Raw genomic sequence first — 13,022 nt, 5'->3', positions numbered from 1 at the left:
TTTTTTTATGGTTGTAGTAACCTGGCACTATCAAAGTTCAGCTCGTAACCTCAGCCTACCGACATTCGTTTGAAGACTCGTTAGACCTGACGGCTGTGAATTAAAACTCCAAGGCCACCGGTCTAGTGCCATATGTTACGATTTATGAGAGAAATATATGTTTGATAGGTATGCAAACTGGGTGATTAAGGCTTGTCTAGTGTTGAGCTTGTTGCTTTTGGGTGGGTCATTTATGTTAGATGGCAACGTTAAGGGAATGACTGTAGTGGTAGACTTTTATCATCTAGATCCGCTTTTATCACCTCAAGGCGCAGGTAAAGTCACTGGAAGTGTGATGGTGCTTACCGCGTTGATGGTGGCGCTGGTAAGTGACAATAAACTTAACCATGTCATCGCGGGACTATTACTACTCATCGCTGTTGTTGCATTGTTTACATTGTTAAGTCCAAGTCGCTACATTCAAGAGTTAGGAGGCTTTCCTATTCTTGGTTCAGGGCAGGGGATTATTAAGTATGCCGCGCTTATTCCACTGGGTATGAGTATTTACTTATACAAACATTTTTCAATAAAGCAATTAGCTTGGTTTAACTACGTGACCGTTGCGATGGTTTTATATTGGATCGGTGGTTTAAAGTTCTTTGAATTCGAAGCGAAAGGAATTGTTTCACTGGTAAGTACTTCTCCTTTTATGTCGTGGTTATATGGTGTTTTTTCTGTGCAGCAGACGTCTAATGTGATTGGTGTGTTTGACCTGTTTTTTGCCTCTTTGTTGGGACTTGGGCTATGGCTTAAAAGAGCCAATATAGTCTGGGTTGCGATATTGGGATGTGGCAGTGTGTTTGTAATGACACAAACTTTTTTGTTATCGGCGCAAGGTGCTTTTAGCGCGCAAACTCTGCTCGGAGGGCTTGGGCAGTTTGTGATAAAAGATTTGTGGTTTATTGCTAATCTGCTAGTGATTGCTTGTTATACCAAGCAGCTTGCACCAACGCGCTCGACTTGAGTTTAGTCGTTTACTTGAAGTTCGGTTTAGGTGGTCGATAGCATGATGCTTGTTTCACTGTTTAAAATACCGTGAATAGTTCGTACTTCACGTAATACACCGTCAAAAGCACTCAGATTGGCCGCTTTGATTTCTGCAATGAGATCCCATGCGCCATTAGTGGTGTGTATTCGAACGAGCTCGGGGATCCCCTTGAGCTTTTGAATTACCTGTGAAGTTGATTGACCTATCACCTCTATCATCATTATTGCCCTGACTGAATCACTATCTATCTCTTCATGTACTCTTACAGTGAAACCTAAAATCGCGCCACAACTTATTAATCGATCTAAGCGGTTTTGAACTGTACCGCGTGAGACCTTAAGTAAATCAGCAAGTGTCGATATAGATGCTCGGCCGTCTTTTCTAAGTGCGGCAATGAGTGCTTTATCTAATGAGTCGTAAAGGTAAGGTTGCATAGCTTTGAGAAAATATTCAAGGGTGTTGAAAAAATAGCAAAATTGTTCATTTTGAACAATATCAATATGCAAAATGATAAAAAACAACTCACATTGTATGTTATTTTGGCATTTTAACTGTTTGATTGGCTGGCTATAGTAACCCTGACATTATGACAACAATTTTGGAGGGGCTATGCAGCCGTTTATTTCTCACCTTAAACAAGGCGTACCTTTGGTTGATGTAGGCTCGATGCGCGCACTAGTTAACGAAGTTGGCATTGAGACATTTTTGGTCGAGCTTAGTAGTAAGTTAGAGCAAGATTTTGCCAGATGGCAACAATTTGATAAATCGCCTCGCTATGCATCGCATTCTGAGTCTGGCGTGATTGAGCTGATGCCGATTAGTGATGGTCAGTTCTTCAGCTGTAAATATGTGAACGGACATCCGAAAAATACACATGTTGGACTGCAAACCGTGGCAGCGTTTGCAGTATTAGCGGATGTCGCAACAGGTTATCCCATATTATTGTCTGAAATGTGTCTGCTGACCGCCCTGCGCACCGCGGCAACATCGGCACTGGTGGCAAAATATTTGGCGCCCAAAAACACGTCCACCTTGGCATTAATTGGCAATGGTGCACAATCTGAATTTCAGGCTCTCGCGTTTAAAGCGTTGTTAGGAGTGTCACATGTTCGTTTATTTGACATTGATATTAAGGCATCGCAAAAAGTTAAGAAAAATCTGGCGGGCAGTGGCCTACAGGTAGATATTTGCTCCACTGTGATGCAGGCTATAGACGGTGCCCAGGTGATCACAACCTGTACCGCAGATAAACGCAATGCCACCATTTTATCATCGGATATGGTAGCAGATGGTGTACACATTAATGCCATTGGTGGTGATTGCCCTGGTAAAACAGAGTTAGATGCCGCGCTTTTAAAGCGTGCTCAAGTTTTTGTGGAGTACGAACCGCAGACTCGTATTGAGGGCGATATCCAGCAGCTAGACGAATCCTTTGCTGTGACAGAGTTTCATCAATTAGTAAATGGTATGATGCCTGGACGTGTGAATGAGCAGCAACTGACGATTTTTGATGGGGTAGGGTTTGCGCTGGAGGATTTTAGCGCTTTAAACTATGTTAATGAATTAATCAGTAAACAAGCTTCGACACGCCTTGATTTAATCACTCAACAAGACGACCCACGTGATTTATTCTCCGTGTTACAAGCAAGTTCAGCAGTACAGGTTGCCGTATGAAACCACTTCAAACTCCAAATGCAGTGGTGATGGTTCGCCCTCATCACTTTGTGTCTAACCCGCAAACGATGCAAGATAATGCTTATCAGGTTGCAGCTGACAGTCAACATGCCAGTCAGCTTGCTTATCAAGAGGTAAGCCGTGTAGCCCAAACCTTGTCGGAAGCGGGGGTTACGGTACATTTGTTTGAAGACCAAAGCCAACTTACACCTGATTCTGTCTTTCCCAATAACTGGTTTTCAACCCATGGGGATGGACAATTGTTAATATACCCTATGTATGCGCCTAATCGGCGTATGGAGCGTCGCTCAGATGTGATCGATCTTTTCAAAAATCAATATCAGGTTGAATCCATTACTGACTTAAGTCGCTTGGCTGACAGTGAGCTGTTTTTAGAAGGCACGGGTTCAATGGTGATGGATCATATCCACAAAGTCGTTTATGCGGTTGAGTCAAAGCGTACATGTGCTAAGTTGGTTGCACAGGTTTGTAAGCAACTTGGTTATGAGCCTGTGGTATTTAACGCGTATGATGATCAAGGGGTTGCGGTATATCACACCAATGTTTTGATGTGTGTTGCTAGCGAATTTGTGATGATTTGTTTGGATATGGTGCCAAACGAGCAACGCGCAGCTTTAGAGCAGCGTTTTGCACAGCAAAACAAACCAGTGATTGCATTAACTCAAGCGCAAATCGCTCAATTTTGCGGTAATGCATTAGAGCTGCAAGGCCACGATGGGCGTTTACTGGCGCTCTCACAAACGGCATATGATGCGCTTAGTGAAGCGCAAAAGGACGTGATTGAGCGCTCAGCTAAACTTATGCCCATGGCAATACCCACACTTGAGGCGGCTGGTGGCTCAATCCGCTGTATGCTCGGTGGTGTACATTTGCAAAAAAGATAATAACAACAAAAGCACTTAGTGGTGCACAACAGGAGTCTAGTATGGTGAGTGAAGTGATTGGCAGCGTTAATGCCTTATTATGGGGAGAAGGCCAACTCCTGATTTATATTCTGCTCTTTGCGGGTGTGTGGTTTTCAACTCGTTTGGGGCTCATTCAATTGCGCCAGTTCACTCACATGTTTACGCTGCTCAAAGGCAGTACGAAGGCAAGTGATCAAGAAGTCAGTTCCTTTCAAGCGTTGTGTACCGGCTTATCTGCTCGGGTTGGAACGGGGAATTTGGCAGGGGTGGCCGTGGCCATCTCACTGGGTGGCAGTGGCGCTATTTTTTGGATGTGGGTGATTGCGCTTTTAGGCATGGCGACGGGCTTTGCTGAGAGCGTACTCGGTCAGGTTTATAAGGTACGTGACAGCCAAGGGGAGTTTCGTGGTGGTCCAGCCTATTACATTCAGCTAGGACTCAACAAACGCTGGTTGGCAATTGTGTTTGCCATCTGTTTATTCTTGGGTTACGGCTTTAGTTTCAGTGCTATGCAAACGAACACCATCACAGATGCGCTGTCATTTGCCTTTGATATTCCGCCTTTGTACTCGGGCATTGTGATCACAGTGTTGGCAGGGTCCATCATCATGGGAGGCTTTAAGGCAATCGCCCGTTTTGCAGAGCGCGTAGTGCCCGTGATGGGGATTGTGTTTGTCTCGGCGGCGGTATTGATCACCCTTATCAATTTCAGTGAAGTACCCGCGATGATCAAAGACATTATACTCAGTGCTTTTGGTCTGCAAGAAGCTGGCGCTGGTGCAATGGGTGCGGCGATAAAAAACGGTATTCAACGTGGTTTATATTCCAATGAAGCGGGAGCCGGTAGTGTGCCGCACGCATCAGGTGCTGCCAGCCCCGTGCCTAACCACCCTGTGACTCAGGGTTATATCCAAATGTTAGGCGTATTTTTTGACACTATAGTGTTGTGTAGTTGTACCGCTGTCATTATTTTATTGGCTGACGTGGATATCAGTGGAGAAATGGAAGGGATCCGGTTGACCCAAAGCGCAATGACCGCACATTTAGCACAAGGTGGGGTGTACTTTGTTGCCGCAGCGATCACCTTATTTGCTTTTACCTCCGTGGTGGCTAACTTCGCTTATGCAGAAAGTAATCTACACCTGTTTAAGCTCGATAATAAGCTGGGGCGTAGCGTCTACACCGCGCTTTATTTAGGCATGATGTTATGGGGGGCTACCGCCACGCTTAAAGAAGTGTGGAGCTTAGCTGATATGGCTTTGGGCCTTATGACGTTGGTTAACATATTTGCCATTATACAATTGACACCGACCGTTGTTGCACTTAACAAGGATTACCATGCGCAGCGAAAACAACAAAAAGAACCTGAGTTTAATGCTGCTTTAGTTAAAGTTCAGGGTCAATGTGAGCCCGGCGTGTGGGATAAATAACCGAGTTTGAAGAGCCCCGCGTTTGTACTCGTTAGGTTTAGACTAACCTAACGAGTCATGGTTAACTTGATGATGCTCCAGCGGTTGAGTGTTTTGCTAATCATCATTATTACGCTCGTGTGGTAAATCGCTAAAGTATTCTACAAACTCCACTTCAAAACCGTCTGGGTCGATAAAGTACACATTGTGGCGAAATGGATTGTCGTTACTGCCCTTATCTACGAAGTAGCCTGCGTGCTTCATTCTTTGGACAAGTGCGCTGAGGTTGTTGACTACAAAAGCAAAGTGACCGAGACCTGTTTGATGGCCTTCCAGTTTGCGGTTTTTGCCTTCGCCATGATCGCTAAAAGCAATGTAGTTGTAGTCATCGCCAAAGTGCAACCAGTGTCGTGCTTTTCCATACCACTCTCCATGGCCTTCACTGCGAACGCGCCAGTGGGGGAACGCAGCTTGATAAAAATGAAGAGACTTTTCCATATCCGTAATCACTAAATTCACATGTTCCAAACGCATAATTCACTCCTACTTATTTTTCATTGTATTGGTCAAAAGCTCGATGATTTTGCTTAGCAAAGTTTGATCTATTGGTAGATTGAGTGTGTTCATAAGCACCTCCTGCAATGATTTAAGTTAACTTTAAAACCTCAAGTTAACTTTAGGTAAAGGGCTTTTTTATGATTTGGATAAAATAATGACAGGAGTGAAATGCGAGTTTCTGGAAGCATTGTGTAGTTTCTCAAGGTACTCAAAAGGATATGTTTTAATCAGCTATATTGCGATATGCTAAGGAAAAATAACAAATCATTTCAAATGAGTAGGCATAAAAGCATGATTAAGGTGATTATCGAGGCCATAGCAATAAGTGCGTTAATGATAGGTGGTGTTGCTAGCGCCGCACCAGAGCAGCCAGATACAGATAACTCGGTGACATTTAGTGTCGTGACTAAAAGCACGACGAGTTGGAATGGTGATCTACTACCCCGTTATTCAGAGGGCCAGCCAGAAGTGACAATTTTAAAGGTGGTTATTCCCTCAGGAGCAAGTGTGGCTGCGCACAAGCACCCGATGATTAATGCTGGAGTCATGCTCAAAGGTAAGTTAACGGTGACCTCTGAACAAGGTGAGGTACTCAAACTTGAGCCGGGTGATGCAATTGTGGAACTGGTTGATAAGTGGCATAAGGGTAAAAATGACGGTGATGAACCCGTGGAGCTTCTCGTTTTCTATGCCGGAGTGAAGGATCAGCCACTAAGCATCAAGCACACTCATTAATGTGCTTGATGAATGTGTGGCGTCACTATGGGTGTACCATCTTTATTAAACAAGCAATTCGGTGTGTGCTTTTGTTGTAGCTTCCAACAGGCTAATTTAACCAAAGTGGCGAGCATCAAACGTTTGTGGCCTTGCGGCCCCAACAACTCACCGGGTACGAGTCCTGTGGCATCTTTTAAATGCACTGAGCCTTTAATGACACCCGCTTTTTCGTCCAGCGCTCGGTCATTAATGAAACTGCGGATCACGCCAATAAATGGCCAGTTAGCGGACAATGTATTGCCAATGGGGGTATTACAGCACTTGGCATACCAACGATGTAAACCCTTGTTGCTCAGTTTTAAACAAGCAATGTGCTCCTCTCCGTCAAGTACATTAAAGTCAGCGATCGGTACTTGCACGATTTCAGTGCCACCATAGGCATTTAAGACGTCATCTGTACGCTCGAGTGCATGGGCAAATTGCTGGCAATCTCGGCAATAACACACCAGATGATTGGCGACCTTAGGTGATATCGGTGCAACGCTCGCTTTGACCTTTTTACATTGGCAGGCAAGCGAAAGAGGGGCATGTACCATGTTGCTATCCTTATATTGGCTGATTGAAAAATTACCGTCATAAAATTACTGTGTTACGTCAATTTAGTAAAGCGTACATATGCAGATATTCGGATTTTAGTCATGCTATGGCGACTAGTCATACGCAGCTCGTTTAGCCAATGTGTAATAGATGGGTTCACCGTACTTTTTGAAATCACGTAAACACGTGTATATCAGCTTAATCATATGGTCATCATTTGACTTAAGCGCGGCGGCTACCAAAGGAGAGAAGTCACCGTGCTCGGTGTTAAGTGGATATTTTTCATTTTGTGAGAAATTGAGGCCCGTACTTAAGCAAGCCATGACGACGGCTTGCCACATATATCTTAGTGCTGCATCTTTATCGCTGATATACGGTAGTATACGTTCTAGCGCGTGACAGCCAGTTACTGTGTGTAACAGCGTAAAATCATTGTGCTGGTAAAAATGCCTTAAGCAGAACCTTCTCAGGGAATTAATATCAATCTCTTTTGGCTGAATAGCGAGTGTTAGCTCTGCAATTTGGTGCGATATTTCATCCATACGATCCACAATGATCCCTGGTGAAAATACATGTTGTTCGCCTATTTTGGAGAGCCTTTTTAGTGTCTCATCCATAGTCTCTTCCGTCATCTCATCAGACACGCTAAACGGTTGGTATTCACAGCACCAATAGGACAGCGCGATGACGATCTCTTGCTGGTGGTTAAACTCCAGCGCATAGGCAAGACGGATCAAAGCATGAAATGCAGAAGCACTCACGCCTTTGATGAGCGTATCTAACGTTTGGCGCAAAGTATGCGATACGCCAAATTGTGATACTTGGGTTTGAAAATAAGCTAAGTAGTGCTCATAGTGAGCGCTGCTGCCCAAGTGTTGGTGGAAATATGTAAGATGTACGGTTGCTTTTGGCTGTGTTCTTTTGCGTAGCGAATGAATATCACTGTGATAGAAGCGAGCGAGGTGCTCAGCTGTTGCCCCCAGATAACTGAGAGCAGACAACACCATCGGCAAGTGGGAGGCCATGCGGTCTGAATAAAGCGGCTGATAGTCTTCAAGCTGAGCCATCAATTGTTTAAGTGTATCCTTATTATTCATGGCGTTGTCATCCTTTTATTAAGCGATAGGCTGTCTACAGTATGTTGCGCTTGGAGCTGCGCGATTAAATGAGCCACTTCATTTTGCTCCACCTTGAATCCTTCATTGCATGGCGCATGAACCAGCCCTGAGTGTGTAATATCAAAATAACGAAATAATCGTACAAAAAAGCCCGCAAAAATCTCACAAGGGTGAGTGTGGGCTGAAGTAGTCAGTACAAAGCCGTGTTTGTTTTTAAGTCCTTTACCAATGTGCTTAACGGCGAGATTTTCAGTGAGTTCAGTCATACGGTCAATGAGTCGCTTCATGTTTGATGTGACTCCATGCCAGTAGATGGGAGAGGCGAAAACAATGTTATCTGCCCACTCAAGTGCTTGTGCAATAGTGTAAAAGTCATCTTGAGGGTAGTGATTGTCGTAGTTGTAGTCGCTATATGTGAGTTGGTCTACTTCGATAAACTTCACCTGTTCTTTGGAGAGTTTTGCCAGCACGAGTTTGACCAGTTGGTAGGTGTTGCCTGTTTGGTTGGCACTAGAGAATAAAATAACAGTTTTACGCATAGTATGTACTCCTTTTTGAAACTTGGAGTAGTCTAAAAGCTCAACTTAACTTGAGGTAAAGTGTTATTTTAAAATTTTTTAGTTCCCTAATATTTACGAGTAGAACGCGAAAAATGTTTTTACCTTCAAGGTGATATGCTTTACTTATGAGGGACCTGATTATAAACGATGGGAAAGCAACAGAGTATGTTAAGAATCACTCTCGAACAATGGCGGATGTTTCGTATGGTGGCTGAGCATGGTGGTTTTAATCAAGCCGCAGCGCATATTCATAAAAGTCAGTCGAGTATTCACAGTGCAGTGGCAAAAATTGAGCAATCGTTGGGGGTGAAAGTTTTTAGTGTTGATGGCAGAAAAACTAAGTTGACCGAAGCTGGAGAAATGCTGCTGCGTCGGGCGAATTATCTACTAGATGAAGCCGAAAAGGTTGAAGCAGTCGGGTATACCTTAGCAGAAGGAGTCGAAGCGTCTTTACGCATTGCTGTTGATGAAGTATTTGCGCAGCATATTTTGTACCAAGCGTTGGAAGCCACATCACAGAAGTACCCCTTATTACGTATTGAGCTTATCGAATCCATTCTTACCGGTGCCCATGAACTCATTGAAAGTAATCAAGCTGATATTGCTATTTCTCCGTTCAATCTGCTTAATGGTTTTAATGAACATTTGTGTCAAGTCGAGTTTACCGCGGTTGCAAGTCCCACACATCAATTGCACCTGTTACAACGAGAATTGACACTGGAAGACTTGAAGTCTTTTCGGCAAATTGTGCTACGAGATTCAGCACATACAAAACGTTCTGATTCAGGTTGGCTTGGCGCTAATCAGCGCTGGACAGTCAGTCATTTACGAACTTCAATTGACATGATTTGTAATGGACTCGGATTTGCCTGGTTACCAGTCAGCTCTATAGAAACAGAACTAGAACAGGGGATTTTGCAGCGTTTACCGCTGACACACAACGCAACCCGTAGCAGTTCACTATACTTGGTTTTCCACGATGGTGACCGTTTAGGGTTGGCTGCACGTACGTTTATTGAGGAGCTTAAACGTTTATGCTCAGCTGCAAGCGCTTGAAACGAGGTGCTGTTGCTTATCCAGCGCTTTTGGTCACTAACCGCAAATACCATCATTTGTACTGGGCAATATGCTATTGGTAGCGTAAGTAATTAGGGAGAAAGTAATGAAAACAACAACAAATATGGGTTTACTTGTAACGACTCTAGCACTGAGTTTTACTACTTTTGCTCAGGTTGATGGTGTGATCCACGCTGCAAAGGTGCTGATCAAACCCGAACAAGATGCATTAAATGAGCAAACATTAGTACTTGAAAATGGCAAAGTGTCGGCTATTCATGAGGGCTATCGCTCGCTTGCATCACTCGGTTTGGCTGACGTGCCCGTTTATGATTTGAAAAATCATTATGTGATGCCAGGCATGATAGATATGCATGTCCATGTTACCTTTGAACGTGACAAAAAAGCTAACCCACACAACTGGTTAACTTATGAAGACGCAGATTATGCGCTACATTCAATTCCTTATTTAAAACGTACCTTAGATGCGGGTTTTACATCGGTTCGTGATTTGGGATCGAACTACAAAGTGATATTCCCTTTAAAGCGTGCCGTAGAAGCACAAACCATCGCTGGACCGAGAATTTTTGCAGCAGGTAATGCGGTTACCGCAACTGGCGGGCACGCTGACATGCATGGCTATCGTCATGATGTAACCGAGGCAATGAGCTACAGTCTGGGTGTGTGTGATGGGGCGGATGACTGTCAGCGTGCGGTGCGTGATGTAATAAAACATGGTGCAGATGTGATAAAAATTACCGCTACAGGTGGGGTACTGAGTAATACTGCAGCAGGGGTAAGCCAACAACTGACCGATGATGAGCTCAATGCCATAGTTAACACCGCACATAATTTAGGGCGTAAAGTCGCAGCGCACGCCCATGGTACTGGGGGGATCAATGCTGCGTTGCGTGCTGGTGTAGATTCAATAGAACATGGCTCATACCTAGACGGTGAGTCAATTAAGTTGTTTAAAAAACACAATGCTTATTTGGTGCCCACGCTGCTTGCAGGCCATACGGTTTCTAAAGAAGTATTAAGCAACCCGAATATGCCTAAAGCGGTTGCCGATAAGGTACGTGAAGTCGCGCCAAAAATGGAGAAAGCGTTTCGAAGTGCTTTGAAAAATAAGATAAATATTGCATTTGGTACGGACTCTGGTGTATCACGCCATGGTGACAACGCGCTAGAAGCTGAGCTCATGGTCAAATATGGCATGACTCCAAAACAAGTATTAGTCAGTGCAACGCGTTCAGCGGCAAAATTACTAGGTCAAGAAGCAAACTTGGGCAGCCTTGAAGTGGGGAAATTTGCAGATATTATTGCACTTGAAGAAAGCCCTGAAAAAGATATTAAAGCATTAAGCAAGGTTGCTTTTGTGATGAAAAATGGCGTTGTTTATAAACACAAAAATTGAGGATAACCAGAACATGATAGACTTTCGTTCTGACACGGTGACCCAGCCTTGCCAGCAGATGCGCTTACTGATGTGTAATGCACAAGTAGGGGATGACGTTTATGGTGATGATCCAACGGTTAATGAACTAGAGCAATGGGCTGCTAAGCGACATGGCTTTGCGGCCAGTTTATTTGTCAGCTCAGGCACTCAGGCTAATTTATTGGGTATTTTGAGTCATTGTGAACGCGGTGATGAATATTTATGTGGTCAAAATGCTCATAACTATCGCTATGAAGCCGGGGGGGCTGCGGTACTCGGCTCAGTACAACCTCAACCCATAGAGAACGAGCCTGATGGTAGTTTGTGTTTTAGTAAACTCGCCAGTGCAATCAAACCAGACGACAGCCACTTTGCTAGAACTCGCTTGCTAAGCCTAGAAAATACCATAGGTGGAAAAGTGCTAAGCCTTGAGTATATGGCACAAGCGCGTGCCTTTGCCAATAAGCATCATTTGGCATTGCACTTAGATGGTGCCAGAGTTTACAACGCAGCAGTTGCCCTAAATGTCGATATTACTGATATTTCTCAGCACTTTGACTCGATGACAGTATGTTTGTCAAAAGGGCTAGGTGCACCTATTGGTTCATTGTTACTCGGGGATGAAGTCTTTATTAAAAAAGCACGGCGGTTACGCAAGATGCTCGGTGGCGCAATGCGTCAGGCGGGTATTCTTGCTGCTGCCGGATATTATGCGTTAACTCATAATGTGAGTAGATTGAGCGAAGATCATGAGAACGCACAGTATCTGGCGTATCAATTAAATACTTTACCGGGCTTCAGCACGGAGAATTATCCAGTACATACCAACATTGTGCTGGCCGATATTGACGAAAACATTGATATTTTTACCGTCAGTGCGGCGCTAAAAGAGCAAGGAATTGTTATTACTCCAGGTTATCAGGGGATGCGTTTTGTAACCCATAAAGATGTCACGCGGGATGACATTGATACTCTTATCAATGCGATGAGCAAACTTCTGAGCTAATATTTGGTGTTAAATAGTCGGCTAAATACCCTCGCTAGAAAAGCACAGATGATTAAATAATCATCTGTGCTTTTTTGCTTTTAATGACACTTTGAATCCATGATAGCGGCAATTGTGTTATTACATTTCGCAAAGCTTTTATATTGTCACACTACAATAAACGTTATGTGAAATAAATTGTTACATAATGATGGCTTTTATTATTAGTGAATTAAGAGAGTTTTTTCGTTTTACATTATCTGTCAAAATTCTATTTCTTGAAATTAATTGACACTTAATAAGGAGTATAATCTCTATTGGTTAATTTCCATTGCAGGGGGAAACTAAAAATCATAGGGGTTGTTTAAAATTTTTGTAAATACCATGAAATGATATAAATAAATTCATTTTTTAATTTAAAGAGACCGCTTAAAACTAGGGCAGAAGCATGCTTTACTCACAGATTGACCAAAGAGTAATTATGCTCTTAAAACACTGTTCCAAGCAACTCTTCTTCGTTTCGTTGATAAACTATTTTTATTACCTTGGTGTTGCCTGTTTATGTTTAGGCATTCTTTGTTGAATAAGGTCCTGTGTGCTGCACCATCAGGGTCTGATATCTTTAGTTTATCTTCTTTGAAATTAACATCTAAGACCCAATGAAGCCTGTTCTCTATATGCAATGTTCTCGTATCGCTTTGGCCTAATTTACGACCTCTTTTAACCGTAACAACTACATTCAAGGTGTTGTAAACATTGCCTTTCCAATAACCTAGAAGCACTTTGCTATCAATTGCGATGTGCTGTGATTGGGCTTGTTCACGACGAGAATTAACCTAGCTGCACTTTGAGTAAGCCATCGGGGTCTAAAGCTTTTATTATGGCAGCAATACAATGGCGTTTCGCAATGCCACATTCAAAGGGGCGATGTTGGCTTAGCCAATACGAGTCAATTTA

Annotated in this window: 13 protein-coding genes; 8 read left to right on the top strand and 5 right to left on the bottom strand. The window is 43.4% G+C overall.

What is annotated here, in order from left to right:
• Window positions 1–157: 157 nt before the first annotated feature.
• The gene (locus BIW53_RS19105) at window positions 158–1,003 is read left to right on the top strand and encodes a DUF417 family protein (RefSeq protein ID WP_070993622.1); all 846 of its coding nucleotides are present in this window, start codon (window positions 158–160) and stop codon (window positions 1,001–1,003) included.
• Window positions 1,004–1,029: 26 nt separating this feature from the next.
• Here BIW53_RS19105 and BIW53_RS19100 read toward each other — a convergent pair whose 3' ends face one another.
• Complete coding sequence (locus tag BIW53_RS19100) at window positions 1,030–1,461, bottom strand: Lrp/AsnC family transcriptional regulator (RefSeq protein ID WP_070993867.1); 432 nt, start codon at window positions 1,459–1,461, stop codon at window positions 1,030–1,032.
• Window positions 1,462–1,636: 175 nt separating this feature from the next.
• On the opposite strand from BIW53_RS19100, the gene BIW53_RS19095 reads away from it, so the two are divergent.
• The 3 genes from BIW53_RS19095 to BIW53_RS19085 are packed head-to-tail and all read left to right on the top strand — an operon-like array spanning window position 1,637 to window position 5,057.
• Complete coding sequence (locus BIW53_RS19095; protein ID WP_070993621.1) at window positions 1,637–2,701, top strand: ornithine cyclodeaminase; 1,065 nt, start codon at window positions 1,637–1,639, stop codon at window positions 2,699–2,701.
• On the top strand, window positions 2,698–3,606 hold the full coding sequence (gene ctlX / locus BIW53_RS19090; RefSeq protein ID WP_070993620.1) for a citrulline utilization hydrolase CtlX: 909 nt from the start codon (window positions 2,698–2,700) through the stop codon (window positions 3,604–3,606). Before BIW53_RS19095 ends, ctlX begins: the two co-directional genes overlap by 4 nt.
• Window positions 3,607–3,647: 41 nt before the next feature.
• A complete protein-coding gene (locus tag BIW53_RS19085; RefSeq protein ID WP_070993619.1) occupies window positions 3,648–5,057 on the top strand; it encodes an alanine/glycine:cation symporter family protein in 1,410 nt (469 codons plus the stop codon).
• Window positions 5,058–5,153: 96 nt separating this feature from the next.
• Here BIW53_RS19085 and BIW53_RS19080 read toward each other — a convergent pair whose 3' ends face one another.
• Window positions 5,154–5,570, bottom strand: coding sequence for a VOC family protein (locus BIW53_RS19080; RefSeq protein WP_070993618.1), 417 nt, complete (start codon window positions 5,568–5,570; stop codon window positions 5,154–5,156).
• Window positions 5,571–5,885: 315 nt separating this feature from the next.
• Between BIW53_RS19080 and BIW53_RS19075 the strand changes: the two genes are divergently transcribed.
• Window positions 5,886–6,329 (top strand): cupin domain-containing protein, encoded by a 444-nt coding sequence (locus BIW53_RS19075; protein ID WP_070993617.1) that lies wholly within the window; start codon window positions 5,886–5,888, stop codon window positions 6,327–6,329.
• Here the strand turns inward: BIW53_RS19075 and BIW53_RS19070 are convergent.
• From BIW53_RS19070 to BIW53_RS19060, 3 genes are all read right to left on the bottom strand, one after another.
• Entirely contained in the window at window positions 6,326–6,907 is a 582-nt protein-coding gene (locus BIW53_RS19070) for a DUF6151 family protein (protein ID WP_070993616.1), read from the bottom strand. The genes BIW53_RS19075 and BIW53_RS19070 overlap by 4 nt on opposite strands.
• Before the next feature lie 114 nt (window positions 6,908–7,021).
• Window positions 7,022–8,005 (bottom strand): questin oxidase family protein, encoded by a 984-nt coding sequence (locus BIW53_RS19065; protein ID WP_070993615.1) that lies wholly within the window; start codon window positions 8,003–8,005, stop codon window positions 7,022–7,024.
• Window positions 8,002–8,565, bottom strand: a complete 564-nt coding sequence (locus BIW53_RS19060) for a flavodoxin family protein (protein ID WP_070993614.1) — start codon at window positions 8,563–8,565, stop codon at window positions 8,002–8,004. The genes BIW53_RS19065 and BIW53_RS19060 overlap by 4 nt, the downstream gene beginning before the upstream one ends.
• A 186-nt stretch (window positions 8,566–8,751) precedes the next feature.
• On the opposite strand from BIW53_RS19060, the gene BIW53_RS19055 reads away from it, so the two are divergent.
• From BIW53_RS19055 to ltaE, 3 genes are all read left to right on the top strand, one after another.
• Entirely contained in the window at window positions 8,752–9,642 is an 891-nt protein-coding gene (locus BIW53_RS19055) for a LysR family transcriptional regulator (RefSeq protein ID WP_070993613.1), read from the top strand.
• A gap of 106 nt (window positions 9,643–9,748) precedes the next feature.
• Window positions 9,749–11,059, top strand: a complete 1,311-nt coding sequence (locus BIW53_RS19050) for a metal-dependent hydrolase family protein (protein ID WP_070993612.1) — start codon at window positions 9,749–9,751, stop codon at window positions 11,057–11,059.
• 13 nt (window positions 11,060–11,072) lie between these two features.
• Complete coding sequence (gene ltaE / locus BIW53_RS19045) at window positions 11,073–12,086, top strand: low-specificity L-threonine aldolase (RefSeq protein ID WP_070993866.1); 1,014 nt, start codon at window positions 11,073–11,075, stop codon at window positions 12,084–12,086.
• The last annotated feature ends 936 nt before the right edge of the window (window positions 12,087–13,022 follow it).

The sequence above is a fragment of the Pseudoalteromonas byunsanensis genome (assembly GCF_001854475.1).
Lineage (GTDB): Bacteria > Pseudomonadota > Gammaproteobacteria > Enterobacterales > Alteromonadaceae > Pseudoalteromonas > Pseudoalteromonas byunsanensis.
The sequence above is the reverse complement of the archived record's forward strand: the minus strand, read 5'-3'. Positions and strand labels throughout refer to the sequence as shown.